Annotated in this window: 20 protein-coding genes; 13 read left to right on the top strand and 7 right to left on the bottom strand. The window is 64.4% G+C overall.

All coding sequences use genetic code 11. From position 1 onward, the window contains the following. Nucleotides 1-7: 7 nt before the first annotated feature. The 4 genes from HOW07_RS13990 to HOW07_RS13975 all read left to right on the top strand — a co-directional run bounded on the left by HOW07_RS13990 (nucleotide 8) and on the right by HOW07_RS13975 (nucleotide 3,240). The gene (locus tag HOW07_RS13990; protein WP_175117508.1) at nucleotides 8-511 is read left to right on the top strand and encodes a hypothetical protein; all 504 of its coding nucleotides are present in this window, start codon (nucleotides 8-10) and stop codon (nucleotides 509-511) included. 349 nt (nucleotides 512-860) lie between these two features. Then, complete coding sequence (locus tag HOW07_RS13985; protein WP_175117507.1) at nucleotides 861-1,514, top strand: DJ-1/PfpI family protein; 654 nt, start codon at nucleotides 861-863, stop codon at nucleotides 1,512-1,514. A gap of 126 nt (nucleotides 1,515-1,640) precedes the next feature. Next, nucleotides 1,641-1,892, top strand: a complete 252-nt coding sequence (locus HOW07_RS13980; protein WP_217485313.1) for a hypothetical protein — start codon at nucleotides 1,641-1,643, stop codon at nucleotides 1,890-1,892. A gap of 253 nt (nucleotides 1,893-2,145) precedes the next feature. Further along, the gene (locus tag HOW07_RS13975) at nucleotides 2,146-3,240 is read left to right on the top strand and encodes a MalY/PatB family protein (protein ID WP_254628356.1); all 1,095 of its coding nucleotides are present in this window, start codon (nucleotides 2,146-2,148) and stop codon (nucleotides 3,238-3,240) included. A gap of 33 nt (nucleotides 3,241-3,273) precedes the next feature. On the opposite strand, the gene HOW07_RS13970 is transcribed toward HOW07_RS13975, so the two are convergent. Further along, nucleotides 3,274-3,699, bottom strand: coding sequence for a helix-turn-helix domain-containing protein (locus HOW07_RS13970; protein ID WP_175117504.1), 426 nt, complete (start codon nucleotides 3,697-3,699; stop codon nucleotides 3,274-3,276). Between the two features lie 65 nt (nucleotides 3,700-3,764). Between HOW07_RS13970 and HOW07_RS13965 the strand changes: the two genes are divergently transcribed. From HOW07_RS13965 to HOW07_RS13955, 3 genes are all read left to right on the top strand, one after another. Beyond that, entirely contained in the window at nucleotides 3,765-4,613 is an 849-nt protein-coding gene (locus HOW07_RS13965; RefSeq protein ID WP_175117503.1) for an SDR family oxidoreductase, read from the top strand. Nucleotides 4,614-4,776: 163 nt separating this feature from the next. Next, on the top strand, nucleotides 4,777-5,382 hold the full coding sequence (locus HOW07_RS13960) for a TetR/AcrR family transcriptional regulator (RefSeq protein ID WP_175117502.1): 606 nt from the start codon (nucleotides 4,777-4,779) through the stop codon (nucleotides 5,380-5,382). A 112-nt stretch (nucleotides 5,383-5,494) separates the two neighbouring features. Next, nucleotides 5,495-8,017, top strand: coding sequence for an ATP-binding cassette domain-containing protein (locus tag HOW07_RS13955; RefSeq protein WP_175117501.1), 2,523 nt, complete (start codon nucleotides 5,495-5,497; stop codon nucleotides 8,015-8,017). Nucleotides 8,018-8,045: 28 nt separating this feature from the next. On the opposite strand, the gene HOW07_RS13950 is transcribed toward HOW07_RS13955, so the two are convergent. From HOW07_RS13950 to HOW07_RS13930, 6 genes are all read right to left on the bottom strand, one after another. Next, a complete protein-coding gene (locus HOW07_RS13950; protein ID WP_124769860.1) occupies nucleotides 8,046-8,810 on the bottom strand; it encodes an ABC transporter ATP-binding protein in 765 nt (254 codons plus the stop codon). Then, nucleotides 8,807-9,781: a FecCD family ABC transporter permease gene (locus HOW07_RS13945; RefSeq protein WP_371743686.1), complete on the bottom strand. Its 975-nt coding sequence runs from the start codon at nucleotides 9,779-9,781 to the stop codon at nucleotides 8,807-8,809. The genes HOW07_RS13950 and HOW07_RS13945 overlap by 4 nt, the downstream gene beginning before the upstream one ends. 79 nt (nucleotides 9,782-9,860) lie before the next feature. Continuing rightward, entirely contained in the window at nucleotides 9,861-10,949 is a 1,089-nt protein-coding gene (locus HOW07_RS19510) for an ABC transporter substrate-binding protein (protein ID WP_254628355.1), read from the bottom strand. A 350-nt stretch (nucleotides 10,950-11,299) separates the two neighbouring features. Further along, nucleotides 11,300-12,148, bottom strand: a complete 849-nt coding sequence (locus HOW07_RS13940) for an SDR family oxidoreductase (RefSeq protein ID WP_254628354.1) — start codon at nucleotides 12,146-12,148, stop codon at nucleotides 11,300-11,302. A gap of 58 nt (nucleotides 12,149-12,206) precedes the next feature. Next, the gene (locus HOW07_RS13935; protein WP_124769864.1) at nucleotides 12,207-12,788 is read right to left on the bottom strand and encodes a DUF5134 domain-containing protein; all 582 of its coding nucleotides are present in this window, start codon (nucleotides 12,786-12,788) and stop codon (nucleotides 12,207-12,209) included. A 104-nt stretch (nucleotides 12,789-12,892) separates the two neighbouring features. Then, the gene (locus tag HOW07_RS13930) at nucleotides 12,893-14,338 is read right to left on the bottom strand and encodes a PepSY-associated TM helix domain-containing protein (protein ID WP_371743685.1); all 1,446 of its coding nucleotides are present in this window, start codon (nucleotides 14,336-14,338) and stop codon (nucleotides 12,893-12,895) included. A gap of 213 nt (nucleotides 14,339-14,551) precedes the next feature. On the opposite strand from HOW07_RS13930, the gene HOW07_RS13925 reads away from it, so the two are divergent. The 6 genes from HOW07_RS13925 (at nucleotide 14,552) to HOW07_RS13900 (ending at nucleotide 20,693) form a co-directional block, all read left to right on the top strand. Then, nucleotides 14,552-14,776 (top strand): heavy-metal-associated domain-containing protein, encoded by a 225-nt coding sequence (locus HOW07_RS13925; protein ID WP_124769866.1) that lies wholly within the window; start codon nucleotides 14,552-14,554, stop codon nucleotides 14,774-14,776. A 99-nt stretch (nucleotides 14,777-14,875) separates the two neighbouring features. Further along, on the top strand, nucleotides 14,876-16,837 hold the full coding sequence (locus HOW07_RS19870; RefSeq protein WP_175117497.1) for a cytochrome c oxidase assembly protein: 1,962 nt from the start codon (nucleotides 14,876-14,878) through the stop codon (nucleotides 16,835-16,837). Beyond that, nucleotides 16,834-19,122 carry a heavy metal translocating P-type ATPase gene (locus tag HOW07_RS13915; RefSeq protein WP_371743684.1) on the top strand — a complete coding sequence of 763 codons (2,289 nt, stop codon included), beginning with the start codon at nucleotides 16,834-16,836 and terminating at the stop codon, nucleotides 19,120-19,122. Before HOW07_RS19870 ends, HOW07_RS13915 begins: the two co-directional genes overlap by 4 nt. 78 nt (nucleotides 19,123-19,200) lie before the next feature. Continuing rightward, complete coding sequence (locus HOW07_RS13910; protein ID WP_175117496.1) at nucleotides 19,201-19,590, top strand: BlaI/MecI/CopY family transcriptional regulator; 390 nt, start codon at nucleotides 19,201-19,203, stop codon at nucleotides 19,588-19,590. A 3-nt stretch (nucleotides 19,591-19,593) separates the two neighbouring features. Beyond that, a complete protein-coding gene (locus HOW07_RS13905) occupies nucleotides 19,594-20,427 on the top strand; it encodes a M56 family metallopeptidase (RefSeq protein ID WP_124769869.1) in 834 nt (277 codons plus the stop codon). Nucleotides 20,428-20,471: 44 nt separating this feature from the next. After that, the gene (locus HOW07_RS13900) at nucleotides 20,472-20,693 is read left to right on the top strand and encodes a hypothetical protein (RefSeq protein ID WP_175117495.1); all 222 of its coding nucleotides are present in this window, start codon (nucleotides 20,472-20,474) and stop codon (nucleotides 20,691-20,693) included. The last annotated feature ends 25 nt before the right edge of the window (nucleotides 20,694-20,718 follow it).

Raw genomic sequence — 20,718 nt, 5'->3', positions numbered from 1 at the left:
TGAAGGTATGGAATCCGTCCTTCTCGCCGCGCACGTGCTCGCGGGCATTCTGTTCATCGGCCCGGTTGCGGTGACCGCCAGTCTGTTTCCCCGGTTCGCTCCGATCAGCGGTTCGGCACCGGCAGGCGACATCGATGAACACCTCCACGGCCGAGACCGCGCTACCGGTCCCACCGTGGTCGCCTCGGACCGAAGCATCGACGTCGCCAGACTCCTGGCACGAATCACGCGGGCCTACGGCCGAATCGCACTCGTCGTCCCAGTACTCGGCCTGATCCTCGCCGCGGTGCAGGGCAGGCTCACGGAGATCTGGATCCTCCTCGCGATGGTCCTGACCGCCGTCGCGGGGGCCCTGCTCGCACTCCGGATCACCCCGATGCAGCAAGAAGCGTTGTCCCAACCGGACGACGGATCACGATTGCGATCGCTACGACCCTTGACCGGGATGTTCAACCTGCTGTGGGCAGTGGTTGTCATCCTCATGATCGTGCGTCCCGGCGCGTCGTCGTGAGCGCGTCTCCACGAATCCTGCGCACCCTTGAAGCGCTGTCCGTCCTCGAGCTCGGCAGCATCGCGGTCCTCTTCGGGAACCTCCTCACCGCACATGTGCCTGGCCTCGCTTCGGTACTCGGACCTGTCCACGGCGCGTTGTACCTGACCGTCGCAGTCACGGCGTTGCTCGGGCGTGGACTCCTACTCCGCACCCGGCTCTTGGCCCTCGTCCCGCTGCTCGGTGGAGTATTCACCTTGATCAACGTCCGGCAAGAGCGACGACGATGCACTTCGGCGTCCCCTCCACACACGCCCAAGTCCTCCGCGACGCGAGGCGACAGCGACAAGTTCAACGCGAAAGGCACCTCATGATCGCTCAGATCATCCTCTTCGAGGGATTCGACCCACTCGATGTGATCGCCCCCTTCGAAGTGCTCTGCGCCGGCTCGGACGCTCTCGGAGGAACCCTTGACGTCAGGCTGGTGGCACTCGACCGCATCGGTCCGGTCGTGAGCGGAACGCGGAATTTGGAGCTCACCGCAACCTATGTGTTGGAGCCGGAGGCTCCTGGCATCGTGATCGTGCCGGGCGCTGCCGGCCCCACCGTCGGCGACCCCGATTTCGTGAGGACGATTCCGGTCATCCTCGCTGAGCTTGGTTCGAGCCGCTTGCCGGCGCTCATAGGCCGCGCGTTCGCATCACCGGACACCCTGGTCGCCACGATCTGCGGAGGCGGTTTGGCGCTCGGCATGGCAGGCCTCCTGGCGGGGCGGACCGCGGTGACCCATACGTTGTGGAACGACGTCCTCGAGGCCACCGGCACCACGGTGGTGCGAGCGCGGGTCGTCGACGACGGGGACCTGGTCAGTGCCGGTGGAGTCACATCCGGTCTGGATCTAGGGCTCTATCTGCTGGAACGCGAATTCGGCCCGCGGATCGCGCACGCCGTAGAGCAACTGTTCGAGTACGAGCGGCGCGGAACCGTGTGGTCAGCCAGAGGACTCGACGCCCTTCCGCTCTGAATCAGCCCCGCCGCTGGTCCAGCCCACCCAGCCGACAGGCTCATATCGAAGGACACCGTCATGCATCGGATCATCGGCACCTGGGACCTCGCCATTCGCACACCGATCGGCACCCTGAACGCCGTGATGACGTTCCAGGACGAACAGGGGGTCTTGTCAGGCTTCGCCGCCAGCAGGACCGAGGACGTCCCGCTTCGCGATCTGCGAGTCGCCACCGACGCGCAGGAGGACCACGTGATGTGGACGCAGACGATCACCACACCCATGCGGTTGGAGCTCGCGTTCGACGTGACCATCGACGGCAACCGGATGACTGGCGATTCGCGCGCCGGACGGCTCCCGCGCAGCACGGTGACCGGCGTTCGCAGAGTTCCGTGACAGCGGCCTCCCCTCCGATGGGTGTGCATCGCAGGGGAGGCCAGCGTGCTGCGTCGGACAACATGAAGCCGAGGACCACTACCGTGAGTTCCATCGCATCGGCTGATCGCAGAACGGCCGAAACTAGATGGGAGATCGCGTGTCACTCGCTACGAATCCGTTGGGGCAGCTCGCGCTGGACGAGCTACGCACACGAACCAGTATGAAGTGGCGAACGCACCCCGCAGACGTTCTCCCACTATGGGTGGCGGAAATGGACGTCCCTCTCGCAGCGCCGGTGAAAGATGCGGTTCGGTCCGCCCTCGAGCGTGGCGACACCGGCTACGCGACCGGCATCGGATACGCCTCGGCGTTCCAGCAGTTCGCCGCGCATCGCTGGTCCTGGGCGGGACTCGAGCTGGAGCAAACGGCCATCGTCCCGGACGTGATGCTGGGAATCGTGGAGGCGCTGCGTCTCCTGACAGGACCTGGGGACGTCGTCGTCGTGACGCCTCCCGTGTACGCCCCGTTCTACGCGTTCGTGGAGCACGAGAATCGCTTGATCCTCGAAGCTCCGCTGTCGGGTGAGGGCCGGTTGGATCCTTCCGCCTTGGAGGTCGCCTTCGCAGAAGCCGCGCGACGGTGCCCGTCCCCCACTTTCCTGCTGTGCAATCCACATAACCCCACGGGCACCGTCCACTCGCGGGAGGAGCTGGGGATGGTGGCAACACTCGCGCGTCGCCATGGCATTCGTGTGATCTCCGACGAGATACATGCGCCGCTCGCGCTTGATGGAGTCGAGTTCGTGCCGTATCTGTCCGTTCCCGGTTCCGAAAACGGCATGTCGTTGGCGTCCGCCTCCAAAGCTTGGAACCTCGCGGGACTCAAAGCCGCTCTCCTCGTCGCAGGACACGAGAGCCTCCCCGATCTTGCGCGGCTCCCAGAGGAAGTCAGCCACGGCGTGAGCCACCTCGCGGTCATCGGCCATGCTGCAGCATTCCAGGACGGAGGAACGTGGCTGGACAGCCTGCTGTCCGGACTCTCCGAGAATCGACACCTGCTCGAGGAGCTCGTTGCACGCCACCTGCCTCAAGCGAGGTTGCGACGACCGGAGGGATCGTATCTCGCGTGGATCGACTGCTCGAAGCTCGGCTTCGAGGAAGAGCCTCACCTGGGCCAGCGCGCAACCGTTGCTGAGCTCGAGGGCCCGGCGCAGTTCTTCCTCGACCATGCAAGGGTCGCCCTGAGCTCAGGTCACGTCTTCGGCACGGGTGGCCACGGTCACGTCCGGCTGAACTTCGCGACCAATCCCCTCATTCTCGAGCTCGCGCTACGGCGGATGGGCGACGCTGCCAGGGCGAGGGACTGACTCGACAAGTATGCACGGGCCGGCCGGCCCGGCTCACTGCCCCACGCTGCGGTCCGTCTTCCGGGCGCCGGGGCCATCGCCGACACAGGAAGCCGGAAGCGGCACGGCACCGACATCGTCAGCGTCGGCGTCGGCGTCGACACCCGGAACAGTGGCCGCCCAGGCGTTCATCGCGTCGAGGACCGACTGCAGACCGTGGCCGACCCCGGTCAGTTCGTACTCGACGCGAGGCGGGAGCTCGCCGTACGCCGTACGAGTGACGATCCCGTACGTCTCAAAGCGGCGCAGGCGATTCGTCAGGGTATGGGCGCTGATGCCTGGGAGTGCCGCCTTCAGATCACCGAAGCGAAGTGGACCACCGAGCAGTTCACGGACGATGAGCGTCGCCCACGGGCCGTCCAGCAGGGTCAGGAACCGCGCGATCCCGCATTCCGGCCAGGCTTCCGCAGAGAATGACATGAGTTTCGACCAATCTCCGTTAGTGAACTTGAGGTAACCAGTGCATCATATGCACTAATAGTCACATGACCTACCTCATCCACGGAGCGACCGGTGCACAGGGTGCCCCCGTCGCCGCCGCACTCACCCGTTTCGGCCACCACGTCACCGCAGCCGTCCGCAATACCGCCGCCTACACCGCCGGACCGGCGGTCGCCGTCGACACCGCCGACCTCGACTCCCTTGTGGACGCTTACACCGGTGCGGACGGCGTGTTCGTCCACCTCCCGCTCGGTTCCCCCGCCCAGCAACTCGAGCAGGCGACCACCATAGCCACCGCGGTCGATCGGGCACGCCCCGGTCGGGTCGTCTTCTCCACCAGCGGCTATACCCTCGGCGGTGACAACGACGAGGACGACAGCGCGCACGGTGTGCTCGTGCGCCGTCTAGAGGCAAGCGGCGTTCCGACTGCCGTCATCGCCCCGCGCCTGTACCTCGAGAACTTGCTCCTGCCGCCCGTCATCACCGCTACCCGCGAGGAGGGGATCCTCCCGTACCCGATCCGCGAGGATTTCCTCGTCTCGTGGAGCTCGCACCTCGACATCGCCGAGGTCGCCCTCCGCCTCTTCGAAGACCGCTCCGTGACGGGCGTCGTCACCGTCGGCGCCCTCCCGGGACTCTCCGGACCCGACCTCGCCAAGGCGTTCTCCAACCACTTCGGTCGCGAGGTGCGCTTCCACGCTCAGACACCAGACGAGTTCGGCGAGATGATCATCCCCATCTTCGGCGCAGACGGCATCGCGCCCGTCGTCGACTCCTACCGCTGGCGTGCCACCCTCGACGACGAACTCATCGACGAGACGCGTAGCGCTCAGGCGCTTCTCGGCCTCGCACCACGCTCCGTCGAGCACTGGCTGCGCGACATCGGCGCCTGATCCCAGAGACACTGCGGCGGAGCGGACGACCGTCTCCGCCGCAGCGCTGGAGGTTCGGGGCACGGCTACAGTGAGTGAATGGACCTATGGACGTTGTCCTGCAGTACACGGAAGCACGACAACCGAGACCTCGTGATACGCACGGAATCGGTCCGGTGACATGATGCGCGGAACATACCGGAAAACGGAACATCGTCGACGCGACATCGTTGCGGCGGGGCTGACAGTGTGTCGGGCTGGAGAAGGTTCGACCGGCCTCCTCCGAAAGACGGCCGCCCAGGCAGGTTTGAGCGAGGCCGGAGTGCTCCATCATTTCGCCGGAGTAGGCGATCTGCTGGAAGCCATCCTGGACCGCCATATGGCCGAGATTTTCGAGTGTGCAGCATGCGATCGAGTCTCGGGGAGAGCCAAGCTGCTCTGCCTGTCGGATCTCTTGGACTGCAGCCTGCGAGACCCCCACCTGGCGCATCTCTACCTCACGCGCACCAGCGAACCTGGGTCGACGGCGAACAACGCTCAGCAGGCGTCGAACGCCTACACCGACGCACTCCGCGAATGCTCGCGCCTGGGCTTCAAGCAATGCCACGACGAGGGCCAACTTCGATCAGGGGCCGATATGGACGCAGCGGTCGAGGCGCTGATCTCACTGGTCCACGGGCTCCAGCTCCGTGCGCTGCGAGAACCAGATCTGAATGTGCGTGCGGTGTTGGAGACGCACCTTGGCACCTACCTCCGCGACGGACCTCAGATGGCCTCCGCAGCGGGCTGAGCGATCGTTCGCCCCGAGCCGGGTGCACTGGTGGCCGGGCATGGGTCGATCAGCTGGCATGAGACCGAGAACGACGAACGAGACTTCATATCCACGTAACCAGGAGGCGACTATGTCAAAGACTCGGCCAACGGCGATCTTGGTGCGCGGCGCCCGCGTGCACAATCTGAAGAACGTCGATGTGGACATCCCGTTGAATCAGCTCGTCGCAGTCGCGGGGGTTTCCGGCTCTGGAAAATCCTCCTTGGCGCTCGGCGTGGTCTACGCGGAAGGATCACGCCGATACGTGGAAGCACTCTCCACCTACACCCGCCGACGCATGACGCACGCTGCCCGTGCCACGGTCGACTCGGTCACCTACGTGCCGGCTGCGCTCGCACTGCGTCAACGGCCGGGTGTGCCCAGCGTACGATCGACGTTCGGCACGTCCACAGAGCTGCTGAACGTTTTGAGAGTCGCGTTCTCGCGGCTTGGGTCGCACCTCTGTCCCAATGGACACCGTCTCGCCCCGACGATCGATGTCGCTGCGAACCTGGATCTCCAATGCCCAATCTGTGGAGCGACGTTCTATCCCCCCGGTGCCGAGTCCCTCGCCTTCAATTCAGACGGTGCGTGCTCGGTGTGCACCGGGACGGGATTCGTCCGCGACATCGACGACGCGGCGCTTGTGCCTGATCCGACGAAATCGATCAGCGAAGGCGCCGTCGCACCCTGGGGGATGTTCGGTCTGTCCGTGATGCCGCAGGTCGCTGCTGAACTCGGAGTACGCATCGATGTGCCGTACCGCGACCTCACCGACGCGGAACGGAGCATTGTCCTCGATGGGGCCTCGGTCAAGCGCGAGATCCGAGTGCCCTCGAAATCCGGGAAGCTCTTCGACCTGAACTTCACCTACCGCAATGCCCGACTCGCGGTCCGCGAAGCAATGGACAAGGCAACGAGCGAAACGGGGCTGGCACGAGTCAATCGGTTCATCACGGCGCAGGAGTGCTGGTCTTGCCACGGAAGCCGACTGTCGAACGACGCTCTCGGTAGTGAGGTCGACGGAATCAACCTGGCCGCCGCGACCAGCAAGGACCTCAGCGCCGTCATGGACTGGATGGCCACGATCCCGAGCCTTGTCTCGTCCGAGCTTCGCCCGATGGCGAGGCTGATCGCCGAACAATTCGCCGAGATGGGCACGCGTCTCGTCGAGCTTGGTCTCGGGTATCTCACCCTCGACCGGGCGAGCTCGACCCTTTCCACCGGTGAGCGCCAGCGGGTGCAACTCGCTCGAGCTGTCCGTAATCAGACGACTGGAGTCCTGTACGTCCTGGACGAGCCGTCCATCGGGCTCCACCCGGCGAACATCGACGGTCTGGTCGGGGTGATGCGCGACCTACTGGACGATGGGAACTCGGTCCTCCTCGTCGACCATGACGTGCAGGTGCTCCGCGAAGCCGATTGGGTGATCGAGATCGGTCCCGGTTCGGGCGGAAACGGCGGGACGGTGCTCGCTCAGGGAACCGTCGCGCAGATCGGCGCGCATCCAAATTCACTGATCGGGGGCTATCTGGTCGGGGATGAGGACGTCATCGGCCGGAAGCGCGCCAAAGCCGATGAGATGTTCTCGATTGGCACGATCCAGGTCGCAACGACGCCCGTCCACACGGTCCATGCGCTCGAGGTCGCGATTCCGAAGGGGCGACTCATCGCGGTCACCGGCATGTCCGGCTCGGGCAAGACCACGTTGGTGCTCGACAGCCTGGCAGCAGCCATCAATGCAAGCCGGGACGGCACGAAGATACCCGCGCACGTCCAGAGCTTGGGTGCTGCAGGCCTCTCGAGCGCGGAGGTGGTCGACGCGACTCCGATCGGCACCAACGTCCGGTCGACGGTCGCGACCTACAGTGGCATCCTCGACGAGTTACGCCGACTCTTCGCCGCCACCGATGTCGCACGGGCTCGAGGACTGGGCGCGGGTGACTTCTCGTACAACACCGGGTCCCTCCGGTGTTCCCGATGCGAGGGTACGGGGCAGGTCGTGCTCGACGTCCAGTTCCTTCCGGATGTCGAGATCCCCTGTCCGACGTGTGTCGGAACCCGGTACGGGCCGGACGCCGACACCGTCAGGATCACCACCAGTCGGGGTGACCGAAGTCTGCCGGAGCTCCTCGCCAGCACGGTCGAGGACGCTGGAGACATCTTGGCCGACCGTCCTCGCATCGCTCAGCGGCTCCAGACGCTCAGCTCTCTCGGCCTCGGTTATCTCACGCTGGGCGAGGACACACCGGCACTGTCCGGGGGCGAGGCTCAGCGGCTGAAGCTTGCAACCGAGCTCGGTCGGAAGCATCAAGGCACGCTCTTCATCTTCGACGAACCATCTGTCGGCCTGCATCCTCGCGATATCTCGGTCCTCCTCGGCGTCCTGGATCGATTGCTGGCCACCGGCGCGACGGTGATCGTCATCGAACACGACCTGGACGTGATCTCGAACGCCGACTACGTGATCGACATGGGGCCGGGTGGAGGTGTCGAGGGAGGCAGGGTCGTGGCGACCGGCACTCCTGAGGAGGTCTGCCGCAACCCGGAAAGCGTCACAGGCCGATACCTGGGACCTGCCCTGAAGATCGCTGGTGAGCGGACTGTCGGCTGACGGGAAGAACGGATTCGGGCCGGGCAGGTCATGGCGACGCGGTGACGATATGGGGGCGCCCGGTGATGGGGTGGTCGATGATGCGCGAATCGACGTGGAAAACATCGTTGGTCAGCGACGGGGTCAGCGTCTGAGCCGGCGGACCATCGGCGTGGACACGACCGTCCTTCATGACGATGATGCGGTCGGCGTGGGAGACGGCGTGATCCAGGTCATGCAACACGATGATGCGGGTGAGCTCAACCGCAGCCAGGAGCTCAAGCAGCTCGTGCTGCGCAGTGACATCGAGGTGGTTCGTCGGCTCATCCAGTAGGAGGACAGGCGCGTCCTGTGCAAGGGCACGAGCCAGGAGTACCCGCTGGCGCTCACCGCCCGACAACGTGCTGTAGCGGCGATCCGAGAGGTGAGCGGCTCTGCAGCGCTGCAAAGCAGACTCGATCACATCGCGATCTCGGACCGACTCACCACGAAACCACGGCTGGTGCACATGACGTCCTGTGGCGACGATGTCACTCACGCGGAGACCGTCGTTGTTCGTCTGGTGTTGCGTGACCACGGCCCGCAACTTGGCAGCTTCCCGGGGTGACGCCTCCCACACGTCTGTTGTGCCGATGATGATCTGCCCCGTGTCAGGCTTCAGCGCACGATACAGGGCGCGAAGCAGCGTCGATTTCCCTGAACCATTCGGTCCGACGATCGCGACGAACGCGCCCGGCTCGATATCCAGCGAGAGCTGCTCGATGAACGGCCGTCCTCCCACGCTCACCTGGAGCTCATCGATGGAGAGCTTCATGACCGCCCCTCCGGCGAACGCATCAACCAGAGGAAGAAGGGCCCGCCGACCAAAGCCGTGAAGATCGTGAGTGGATACTCGTTCGGGCTGCCAATGGTCCGCGCGACGAGATCGACGAGGACCAGGAAGACTGCGCCGGACAGCGCGGAGACGGGCAGCAGCCGCCGATGGTCCGCTCCGACCAGCATTCGAACCGCGTGAGGGACGATCAACCCGACGAACCCGACGCCGCCTGCGACAGCCACCGTGACGGCGGTCAAGAGCGCAGCGACAAGCAGCAGTCCGAGTCGGAATCGACGGAGATCGACTCCCACGGCGACGGCGTCATCGTCTCCGAGAGCAAGCGCATTCAACCCGCGCGCTTGAATGAGCAGCCAAGCACCAGCACCGAGCAGAGCGACAGTGGGCAAGGCGAGCGTTTCCCAACGAGCCCCTGCTACGCTGCCCATCATCCAGAAGAGGATCCCCCGAACCTGTCCAGGCTCGGCCTGCAACTGCGCAAAGCTGGTTCCGGCCATCGCGACGTATCCCAACGCCACTCCTGACAGCACCAAACGGATGTCCGTGAACGAACCGGACCGCTGAGCGAACGCGAAGACGAGGAGAAGGAGAACCAGCGCACCGATGAAGGCCGCCGCCGGTGTGCTGAGTCCGAACAGCGCGCCGGAGCCGAATGACATGACCAGCACTGCCCCCAACGAGGCCCCGGACGACACGCCGACGATATATGGATCTGCGAGCGGATTTCGGAGCAACCCTTGGAGTGCGGCACCGGCCAGTGCGAGGCTGGCGCCCACGACGGCGGCCATGAGAACCCGGGGGACTCGCAGCTCCCAGACGATCTGCTGGTCGAGCGGATCGAGCCCTGCTGCTCGACCGGTGAGGTTCGCACACAACACGGCGATGACCCGGTCTGCGGAGATGTTGACGCTACCGAAACCGATCGCGAGCAGCGCCACCAACACGGTCACGCAGACCGTCGCCGCCAACCACCATGCGAGTGGCGCATTTCCCCCCGAACGATGCGCGGCACTGGCCGCCGGCGCCGTCCTAGAACGCGTCGGGATGTGCGGCACGGGCGATCTTGTCGATGGCTGCGGCGTTCGTAGGGCCGACGTACACCCCGTCGGAGACTTTGACGTAGTTGTTGGTCCGTGAAGCCTCCCACTGGGGGTACGCGGAAAAGATCTTTGCGGCCGCGGCGTCGAGGTCCTCCCCCGGCATGAATCCACCGACGACGAGCAGCTGCACATCGGCTGCCGCCAACTGCTCTTCAGTGATGTTCTCGGTCAGGTCGGTGCCCGCGTTGGCGAAGGTACTCGTGACTCCGGCTCGCTCGAGCACATCGTCGAAAATACCGCCGGCCATGACCGCCGGGAGTCCGTTCGCACTCATCATCGACATCCCTGGGAACACGATGAGCCCGGTCGGTCGGTCCGCTCCGTCCACGGCCAGTGAGACGGCTTCGATCTGTTGACGTTGTTCATCGACGAGTGCCTGTGCCGCGGCCTGCACGTCGAACACATTGCCGACAAGGTTCAAGAAGTCGAAGGACGACTCGATCGTGGCAGAGGCGAACGTCTCTCGTTCGGCGTCAGTCGCATCATCCTTCCCCATGGCACAGTTGGCAGGATTCACAATGGACTCGATACCGAGACCTGCGAGTTCCTCCCGCGTCGCCTGCCCGGCATCCGCGTCGAAACCTCCAGACCAGGTCGATATCACCAGGTCTGGTTTGAGCGCCAGGAGCTGTTCCGACGGGATGTCGAAACTCCCCATGTCGAGATTCGCTGTCGGCAGTGCGTCGATCTGCTCGACGAGTTCGGGACTGTCCGACATGCCGTAGTTCTGCGCATTGGCGAGCACAGCATCGCTCAGCCCCAGCATGACCATCGACTCGACTTCGCTGACCGAAGCGCCGTTGAGGAGCACGACCCGCTCAGGAGCTTTCTCGAACGTCTGCTCGTATCCGCAGTTGTCGATCGTGAAGGGATAGCTGGTCGCTCCCCCGGTCAATTTCGTTCCGTCGGTAAGAGCAGCCTCGGGTGCTGCAGCTTGCGCAGAGCAACCAGCCAGTGCCGCTAGGAGGAATGCCGATCCGACCGCGAGCGCGGTGCGTCGTTGACGGGGAGAGTTCATGAGCGAGATCGCCTTTCACAAGACACGAGTGCGTGGATGGCCCAACCACTGATCGACGGAAGGACCCAGAGCGTGGAGAACACCCGTATAACGCCAAGGTCGAGCACGAGTGCATGATTCACGACGCTACTCTACATCATGTAGAGCAACGATCCACGGAGCTCGGGGGCCTGTTCTACATGTTGTAGAATTAGCTCGGATGCGATGTCGTCACCTTAGGAGCGTCACATCCAATCGGAGGCCGGCCCTTCCGCTCGTCACGGAGACACACGGGTCGGCCTCCTCCCTCAAGGTGGTGCGCATCAGGGACGATGACCCCGGCAGGTTCGAAGACACGTCCACGCCGGCACTCAGATGCCGAGGTCCCCGAGCCATTCGTGCACCGCTCGAGGCCGCAGGCCCAACAGGCTCACTGCGGACACTGAACCGTCGGTCGCCCGACTCTGAATCTGAGCACGGTGCAGGCGGTCGACGACAGACTGGCCGGACACCGCGCCCCCGTCGGCGAATGCACTGAGCTCAAGGAACGCGTCCTGCGAGATGGCCTCGTAGGCGATCTCACGTTCGAAGTAGCGACTGAAACCAGCCGCGATGTCGGGACCAGACAGCCCCGGAGAGGCACCGACCAATACGCGCCCGCCGACGTGCTGGTGGAAGAGCTGGGTGACGGTGTCCGCGACATCGAGGTGCGAGCTCCAGCGGAGCCTTACGTCACGGTGCATCGGGAGCCGGAGCACCTCCTCGCGAAGCGCTGCGTCGAAGATCTGCGGCGCCAGCAGGTTCTCAAGCGAGATCTGCGGCTCGACGACGGCGAACGGGACACCGATGGCCTGCAGCTCATGATGCAGGATGGCGATGGCCGCACCGGAGCCGGGGCCAATTGCGTGCCCGCTCGTGGACATGATGACGCGCCTGGGTCGAGCGACGCGAATGGCTCGGCTGACCGCCATCATCTGCGCGCGATGGTCCTCCGGCCGTCCCTCAGGGAGGTGGATGAAGACGCCACCCGAACCGCGATAGGCCCGTATCAGAGCTTCGGTGGACGACAGATCTACGACCATGGCCGGGCCTCCGATGCGAGTGACATCTCGGACAGCCCCGATCGCGTTGAAGCCGGCAGCGGTGAGCGCGGTCACGACGGGTGCTCCTTGCGCCCCTGTTGCACCGTGCACGATGTACCTCGGCGACGGACCACTCATCGGCCTCACCCACTTCCTCTGACACTCGCGCATTGGTCGACAAGCGACGTCGGCAGGTTCACCACACCGGCCAGAAGCCGAGGCACATACCGATCGCCATGAGCGCCATGAGGGAGAGGTTCAGACGAACGACAGAGGGAGCCCGTCGTAGGCGGATGAAACTCGCGAGGTACCAGATCGTCGACACACCGAAGGCGACCATGAACGACACACTGATGACGTTCTCGGCCGTCCACATGAGGCCCTGCGGCGGATCCATGTGCCCCTCGTCGTGGGACATGCCGTTCATCAGGACGCCCATGACGACCATCGCTCCCATCATGAACGCATGGAACCCGACCCTGGGCCAGCCAGCGTGATGATGACTCGAGATGGGCGAATCCGGGTCCGTGTGATGAGCCGGAGCGGGAGTGCCGAAGAGCAGCACCAGATAGAACAGGGTGGCCAACGAGAAGACGATGATCTGGATGACCGGAGGAAAGACGGCCATACCCCAGGACCATGGCATCGCGAGCATGGAGAAGCTCATGACCACGTGGAAGATGTCGCTGAGCCGCCCTACTGGGTCGCGATCTCGCGCGGCCCGGATGAGGTAGCCGACGCCGGTGACGAAGAACAGGACGGTCATGATGATCGCCACGGGGGTTGGGTACGGCACGGTGTCCCTTCAGAACGTGGATACGGCGAACGTCGAGCAGATGCTGCGGGAGGTGGCCGCTTGGGATCGAGGTGTTCCTGAAACCATCACGCTCGCGTCGCACGTCGTTGGAATTCCCCGACCAGCACGTCCGTGACGACGAAGGCGGCGAGACTCAGACCGAGCAGCGGAAGGAACAGCCCGATCACCAGCCCCCCGGCCAGGATCGCCAGCACTGCCCACCAGGGTGCGCGTGCAAGCACCTGTGAGGCCGGCGGCTTCCCGACGAGGCGCCCGCCGCCCGTTGGACGGCGCTTCCACCACATCAGGTACCCGAAGATGATCATTGCTATGATCCCGGCAGCGAGCACAAACAACGCCAGTTGATTGGGGAGCCCGAACATCGATCCCATGTGGGTGTCGATGCCCCAGCGCGTGAGCTTCGCCGCCAGTGGGAATTCCGAGAAATCTGTGCGGTCCGTCACTTGCATCGTCGCACCGTCGATGGCGACCGCGTCTACTTCCGTCGGAAAGCTGCGTTGAATCTCCTGGACCACCCACGCCGAGCCTGCCTCTGCGGGGGGCCTGATCTCCACCAACCCCGTGTTGACGTTGACGCCTCGGGCGACAGCCAGTGCTCGCTCGAAATCCTCGGGAGAGGGTGCAGGAGCCGGAGTGCCGCCGTCGGACGCACCGCCCCCGCCATGCCCAGCGTGTTCTCCGCTTGGGGATGAACCGCCGGAGATGTCCGTCTGTACTGACGGAGTCGACCAATCGAACGCTTGACGAAGCGTGCTGAAGTTTCCCCCGCCCCATTGCGACCACGAAATGCCCGTGGCCGAGAGGAACAGAGCGCCGATGAGTAGCCAGACTCCAGTGGATGCATGCCACGAGAAGATGCGGCGATATCCGCGCGCCGAACGATTGGGGCGGAGGAAGTCTCTTTTGGAGCGACTCCTCCGTATACGCGCTATCCACAGCCCGAGGCCTGCCAGGGCGATGATGCCAAGCCAGGATGCGGCGAGCTCGCTGTACAGTCGTCCCGCATCGCCCAGGTGGAGATTGCGATGCAACTGATCGATCCATGTGCGGATCGGGAGAGCGCCACTCGTCCCATAGGCGGTGAGGTCCCCGCGGATCTCCGCGGTCGAAGGATCGATGAAGATCGCTCTCGTCTCACTCTCCCCGAGACGGCCGTCCGCGTACATCACGCGGGTGGTGTCACCCGGGCGAGGTGCCGGCCGCACTGCGACGATGGTCTCTGACCCACCGACAAAGGCCTCCGAGGCAGCAATCTGCTCGGCAAGTGGCACGGTGTGACCACGCACCGGCGCGTGCAGCTGCTGGGCGTAGACCATCTGCTCCAACTGAGGCGCCAACGCATACAGAGCCCCACTGCCCGCAGCGACGAGGATGAACGGCCCCACGAAGATGGCGGCATAGAAATGCAGGCGGAGGAGGAAGGACGGAAACCAGCTGCGTCGGCGGGGCACCCCCGCCGGAGTGCCCGCATCAGCGCCGCGTGCGTCCTGGCGGTCGTGCAACCTGGTCAATACCTTCTCCTTCGGGCGCGTGGAGTCCCCGAGTTCCATGAGGATCTGCGGAAACCGAGGGCGTGCTGTCGCATGTGCTCTACAAATAGTAGAGCACATGCGGCGACCCTCCGTGGCAACGGAACATCGGACAGGCGGGATGACGTACGCGGGTACTACTGCTTGTAGAGTAGACGAGGGCAGCTGCCCTCCATCGACTGAGAGAGGTACCTCATGTCCGACATCACGACCACCTACTCGGTATCAGGTATGACGTGCGAGCATTGCGTCGCGTCCGTGACCGAAGAGCTCTCCGAGATCTCCACAGTCCACGCGGTGGACGTCCACCTCGAATCCGGATCCGTGCAGGTGTCATCGACCGCGCCGCTCAGCGAAGCCGCCATCCGGAACGCCATCGAAGGCGTCGGCTACACCTTCAACGGCCTCGCCTCAAGCTGAGGCGCCTCCGTGAACGACATCGCAGCGCGGGAGCGACCGAGCCATGTGCAGGCGCTTCGGCGTCCTTTGACCGCTGCGGTGGCACTGTCGGCGCTCATCGTGATCGGGGTGATCCTGGCGGTCGGTGATTCGAGTTACGTCGACCTCAGCAGAGGCGACCCGGGGCCAACCGTGTCTCTTGGGACCGGTGTCCTTCGGCTGATCGCCGAGTGGGCGGGCATCCTCTGCGTGAGTGCGCTCGTGTACGTGGCGTTCCTGCAGGTCCGAAGCGGGCGAGAACGAACCGTTGTCGAGAACATTGCCGAGCTCTCCGTCGTTCGGGTGAGCGCACTCGTCTGGACGCTCACCGGAGGTGGGCTGGTCGTCTTCGACGCAGCGGATGCGAACGGGGTGACGCTCGAGCGCGTGCTGTCTCCCGGCGGCCTGCCCTACCTCGTGAGCGCGATGGATCTCCCGAAAGCCTGGATCCTCGTCACCGTCGCGGCGTTCATCATCTTCTGCGGCGCGTGGTGGACGCGATCCTGGACGACCACACTCGTCTTAGCGGCCGTGGCGGTCCTCGCCTTGATCAGTCCAGTCCTGGTTCATCAGGTCCTGGTCGGGCCCGGCCATGACTTCGGCAGTGATCTCGCAACCTTCGGCGTGCCGGCAGCCGGGATCGTAATCGGTGTGCCGATCGTACTCATCCTCGTCACGGCGAGAGGCTTCGGGCTCCCGCCACGGACGCTGCGGCGCGCCCGAGCCCTACTCCGAGGAGCCTGGGCCGTCGCGTTCGCGGTGGAGATCGGTTTGCTCCTCTTCAAGACCGTGTTGCTGAGATTCGCCCTCACACCGACAGCAGGACTGATCGCCGTCCGGCTCCTCGTCCTCCTGCTCGTCGCAGCGCTCGCGTCAGCACTCATTGCTCGGCTTCTGGATGCTTCCTCTCCGGACGCGTCGAGGGCGGTCGCCCTCAGGCACCTCTGGCCGCTTGCCCTGACGGCCGCCGTCTACATCGGCGTCACCGTCGCGATGACGAGGACCCCCCCGCCCCAGTACTTCATGCGCGTCAGCGCCATGGAAGTGCTGTTCGGCTTCGAGATGCTGAAGACCCCGACGCTTGCCATCCTCTTCGGCGAATGGAGAGGCAACATCTTGTTCGCCGTCGTCGGTGCTGTGGCGGTCATCCTGTATCTCGGTGCCGTCATCAGGCTCCGCCGCCGCGGGGACGCATGGCCGGTCGGCCGCACCGTGGCCTGGGTCCTCGGTTGGGCCGTCATCGTTTTCGCGACGTCCTCCGGATTCGGATCCTATTCCGGCCCGTCGTTCAGCATCCACATGATGGTGCACATGGGTCTGAACATGTTCGGCCCAGTCCTCCTCGCGATGGGCGGCGTGGTCACCCTCCTCCTTCGGGCTACGCCCCCCGCCAAGCGACGAGACGTGGCTGGACCACATGAATGGTTGATCGACATCATCGGCAGCCCGATCGCCCGATTGGTGTTCGATCCGATACTCGTTTTCCTCGTATTCGTCGGGTCGTACTACGCGTTGTACCTGTCGCCGTTGTTCGAGGAGGCGATGCGCTTCCACTGGTCGCATCAGCTCATGAACATTCACTTCCTGGTCTCCGGGTACCTCTTCTACTCGCTGATCATCGGCGTGGATCGCCCCCCGCGGCCGTTACCGCACCTCGGCAAACTCGGGTTCGTCCTCGCAGCGATGCCGTTCCACGCGTTCTTCGGAGTGATCGTGATGACGAGCACCACGCTGATCGCCGGAAACTTCTACGCCTACATGAGGGCGCCCTGGCACGACGACTTGCTCGCCGACCAGCACCTCGGCGGGGGCATCGCCTGGGCTGCGGGAGAAATCCCGTTGCTCATCGTGGTGATTGCACTGTGCCTGCAATGGGCGCGTCAGGATGACCGAGAAGCGAAACGCAAGGATCGACACCTCGATTCCGGGGTGGACGAGGACTTCGACGCGTACAACGACATGCTGAAACACCTCGCCGACCGAGGTCGGCTCCAGCCCCAGCAGCCGACGGCATCCGCTCAACGAAAGGACACTGGATCGTGAACTTCAGCGACGACTACCTCGAACTGAACGTCAGCGGAATGACCTGCGCCGCGTGCGCCGGCCGAGTCGAACGAAGCCTCAACAAGTTGGACGGCGTGACCGCCTCGGTGAACTACGCGACCGAACGAGCCGTGGTCGCCGGACTCACGCCGGCGGAGTCCGAACGTGCACTCGAAGCCATCACCAAGGCCGGCTACGGTGCGGTGGTCCGCACTGAGGGCGATGACGACTGGAACCGCCGTGCCACGGCGGACCGGATCGCCTCCCTGAGACGGCGCCTCACACTCTCCGCGATACTCACCATCCCCCTCTGCGACCTGACCATCATCCTGGCCCTCGTCCCCGATCTGAGATTTCCCCTGTGGGAGCTCGTCTGCATCTTGCTGGCGTTGCCCATCGTCTTCTGGTGCGCATTGCCATTCCACCGTGCCACGATCAGAAATCTGCGCCATGGCACCGTGAGCATGGACACCTTGGTATCGCTCGGCATCGTCGCCTCCTTCGGATGGGCGGTGACGACTCTCCTCATCGGCGGATCGGACGAGCCAGGCTATTGGCTCGGATTCGGGATGACCCCGGCCGGGGCGGACTCGATCTACTTGGACGTTGCGGCAGGCATGACGACTTTCCAACTCGCGGGTCGATACTTCGAGACGCGTTCGCGCCGACGGGCGGGCGACGTCCTCTCAGCACTCGGCAACTTGGCCGCCACGGAGGCGAGAGTGCTGAGATCTGGCGTGGAACACGTCATCCCGACCATCGAGCTACGCAAGGGCGACACGATCATCGTCCTCGCCGGCGAGACGATCGCCGCGGACGGCACCGTCGTCGCCGGTTCCGGTGTCGTCGATGCCAGCATGATGACTGGCGAGCCGGTTCCGATAGAGGTTGTCCAGGGATCCCCCGTCGTCGGCGGCACGATCAACACCTCTGGCCGACTGACAGTGGAAGCGACCTCCGTGGGAACCAACACGCAGCTGGCACAGATGGCGTCGCTGGCTGAACAGGCCCAGGAACGAAAAGCCCGAGTACAGAAACTCGTCGACCGGATCATCACCGTCTTCGTTCCTGCGGTCATCTCACTGTCACTCGTCGTCGGATTTGCGTGGCTTGCGTTCGGAGCAGCACCTCGAGACGCCTTCGGCACGGCCATTGCGGTCCTCATCATCGCTTGTCCGTGCGCTCTCGGCCTCGCAACCCCCACCGCGCTCATGGTCGGCGTCGGTCGAGGGGCCCAGATCGGAATCCTCATCAAGGGACAGGACGCACTCGAAGCAAGTGGGCGAATCGACACCGTCGTCTTCGACAAGACCGGAACGGTGACGACGGGCCAAATGCGTGTTGCCGACGCCGTGATCGCAGGCTCTCACATGGAACGTGAGGTTCTCGCCATGGCACGGTCCGTCGAATCCGCATCGGAGCATGCGATCGCGAAAGCGCTGGTGGAGTACGCCGATGGACTCGGCGCTCATCATCTCGACGTCACCGACTATGAGACGCTCGCAGGGCTGGGTGCCCGCGGGAGGGTCAACGACAAGGAGGTCCTTGTCGGGAGCGAGAAGCTCGTACGCGCACACGGAGCGAGCCTCGATGACCTGCCGATCGGTGACCCGGAACACACAGCCGTGTACGTCGTCATCGACGGCACGACTGCTGCACGATTCGTGCTGACGGATGAGATCAAGCGCTCCGCTCGACCGACGATTGATCGACTCCGGAACCTCGGACTCCGAACCATCCTCCTCAGTGGAGACGCGACGACTGCGACGGAGCGGGTCGGCGCGCTCGTCGGTGTCGACGAGGTGATCGCCGGGGTCCTCCCGACTGAGAAGGCGGCCACGATCAGTCGACTCCAAGAGGAGGGAAACGTCGTCGCGATGGTGGGTGATGGCATCAACGACGCAGCGGCGCTCGCGACCGCAGATCTCGGCCTCGCCATGGTTGAAGGCACCGACGTGGCGATGAAGTCGGCGGACATCATCCTCGTGCGTGATGATCTCGGTGTCGTCGTCGATGCGGTCCAGCTGTCCCGGAAGACACTGAGCACCATCAAGGGCAACCTCATCTGGGCGTTCGGCTACAACCTGGCGGCTATCCCCATCGCGGCAGCTGGTCTGCTCAACCCACTGATCGCCGCGGCCGCAATGAGCGTCTCGTCGATCCTGGTCATCTCGAACAGTCTGCGGCTGCGGAATTACCAGCCGACTCCCCCGACCAGGCCTGAGCGGGGGGTCGCACCGTCCGCTCGTGGTCAGCAGAACGCTGCCGGAGCTGGTGTGATCTGACGGATGTGGCCCGTCCCATACCGGACGGGCCGCTTTGAGAAATATAGAATGGCTTGGCGAACGAGCGACGGAGGACTCATGGCGGGAGAACGTCTACGAGGGCGCGGCGAGCTGGAGAACACGGTGCTCAGGATCCTCTGGGAGAGTGACGAGGCGCTGCGCGTGCGCGAGATCCAGGAACGTTTCCCCGAGAAGCAGCCCGCGATAACCACGCTGCTGACCGTGCTCGAACGGCTGCGGTTGAAGGGGAGTGTCCTACGAGAGGCGGACGGGCCGAAAGGGAACCGCTTCACCGCCAGCACCAGTGAATCCGGGTACGCCGCAGACGCCATGCTGAGTGCTTTGACCGGGGTCGGCGATCGATCCGCTGCGCTCGTGCACTTCGCTGGAGACCTCGATGACGACGACGTGGAGCTCCTCCGGTCAGCGCTCGACGCCAAAGCACGCCGCTCACGCCGTCAGACCTGAGCGATGTTCCTCGTTCTCGCCTTGTTGGGCTATGCCGCTCTCACGATCGTCATGGCTCCGCTCGTCCTCACACGGGGAATGTGGCGACTTCGATTTCCACGGACGGCACTTTTGCTCTGGCATGGCGCTTTCCTCAGCGGCATAGCGGCAGCTCTCATCAGCATGGTCGTTGCGGTCGTTCTTGCTGTCGGAGTCCACACCGCTGTACCCGACGGTCGGACCAATGTCCTGGAGCCGACGGTTATCGTCCTGGCTGCATGGCTGGCGCTAGGGACTGTCGGCGGATTGATCGCGCTGGTCTTCGCGAGAGCAGAGCCGCTCTTCGAGCTTGACCGTGAGGCCGAGGCATCGTTCTCGGAATTGCTTGGATCAGGCTTCGCGCGCGTGGAACACGTCGGCAACCTCACCGTGAGGTACATCGACTCCTCCCTGCCGGTCGCCTGCACGACACCGGGACGTCGACCGGAGGTGATCGTCTCGTCGCGCCTGGAGTATGCACTCACCCCTTGGGAGCTGCGGGCCGTCATCGAACACGAGCGCGCTCATGTCAGACATCGGCATGCATTCGCCAAGCGCCTCGCTCTACTCAACTCAGCCTGTCTCCCGACCGTCCGCGGCGCGACACAGTTCAAGCGTTCCACCAACCTGCTGATTGAACTCATCGCAGACGACAGCGCGGCTCGCGTCTGCGGGAGCGATCAGGTGGCCGCTGCTCTCGCACGCGTTGCGGAGCTGAGCGGAAGTGCCGGAACGGCCGTGAGATCCGAGCGGCTCCTCCAGTTGCCGGCGAAGCGACTGAGTGCCGCTGGCCGTCGGCTCTTGGTTGCGGGCGGTTGAGCGTCCTGATCGCAGCCCTCGCCATCCTCTACAATATGTAGAAGTTGTTCGGCGTCCACCGCGAGTCGGACGGGGAGGGGAGTCGCATCTCCATACTCCTGGTTCTCACTCAGCTCATCGCCCTCTCTGGACTCATCATCCTCATCGGATTGGGATCACCTCCGAGGAACGATGACGTGCCGGACCCCACGTTCGTCGAGGAGATCTCGGGATACGCCGAATCACTTCGCCGATGTCTGGCGCGGCTCAGGAGGCGGGACCACTGAGGTGGCGACACCATCCTCGAGTCGC

Source organism: Plantibacter sp. MCCC 1A11337 (assembly GCF_013349365.1).
GTDB lineage: Bacteria > Actinomycetota > Actinomycetes > Actinomycetales > Microbacteriaceae > Plantibacter > Plantibacter flavus_A.
This window is presented reverse-complemented; position numbering and strand designations above follow the sequence as displayed.

Excerpts from the sequence above, each read along its gene's own strand:
- HOW07_RS13970 (WP_175117504.1), bottom strand. The coding sequence starts at position 3,699 with ATGTCATTCTCTGCGGAAGCCTGGCCGGAATGCGGGATCGCGCGGTTC.
- HOW07_RS13990 (WP_175117508.1), top strand. The coding sequence starts at position 8 with ATGGAATCCGTCCTTCTCGCCGCGCACGTGCTCGCGGGCATTCTGTTC.
- HOW07_RS13905 (WP_124769869.1), top strand. The coding sequence starts at position 19,594 with ATGTTCCTCGTTCTCGCCTTGTTGGGCTATGCCGCTCTCACGATCGTC.
- HOW07_RS13950 (WP_124769860.1), bottom strand. The coding sequence starts at position 8,810 with ATGAAGCTCTCCATCGATGAGCTCCAGGTGAGCGTGGGAGGACGGCCG.
- HOW07_RS13910 (WP_175117496.1), top strand. The coding sequence starts at position 19,201 with ATGGCGGGAGAACGTCTACGAGGGCGCGGCGAGCTGGAGAACACGGTG.
- HOW07_RS13965 (WP_175117503.1), top strand. The coding sequence starts at position 3,765 with ATGACCTACCTCATCCACGGAGCGACCGGTGCACAGGGTGCCCCCGTC.
- HOW07_RS13940 (WP_254628354.1), bottom strand. The coding sequence starts at position 12,148 with ATGAGTGGTCCGTCGCCGAGGTACATCGTGCACGGTGCAACAGGGGCG.
- HOW07_RS13980 (WP_217485313.1), top strand. The coding sequence starts at position 1,641 with ATGACGTTCCAGGACGAACAGGGGGTCTTGTCAGGCTTCGCCGCCAGC.
- HOW07_RS13955 (WP_175117501.1), top strand. The coding sequence starts at position 5,495 with ATGTCAAAGACTCGGCCAACGGCGATCTTGGTGCGCGGCGCCCGCGTG.
- HOW07_RS13985 (WP_175117507.1), top strand. The coding sequence starts at position 861 with ATGATCGCTCAGATCATCCTCTTCGAGGGATTCGACCCACTCGATGTG.
- HOW07_RS19510 (WP_254628355.1), bottom strand. The coding sequence starts at position 10,949 with ATGAACTCTCCCCGTCAACGACGCACCGCGCTCGCGGTCGGATCGGCA.
- HOW07_RS13975 (WP_254628356.1), top strand. The coding sequence starts at position 2,146 with ATGGACGTCCCTCTCGCAGCGCCGGTGAAAGATGCGGTTCGGTCCGCC.
- HOW07_RS13960 (WP_175117502.1), top strand. The coding sequence starts at position 4,777 with ATGCGCGGAACATACCGGAAAACGGAACATCGTCGACGCGACATCGTT.
- HOW07_RS13925 (WP_124769866.1), top strand. The coding sequence starts at position 14,552 with ATGTCCGACATCACGACCACCTACTCGGTATCAGGTATGACGTGCGAG.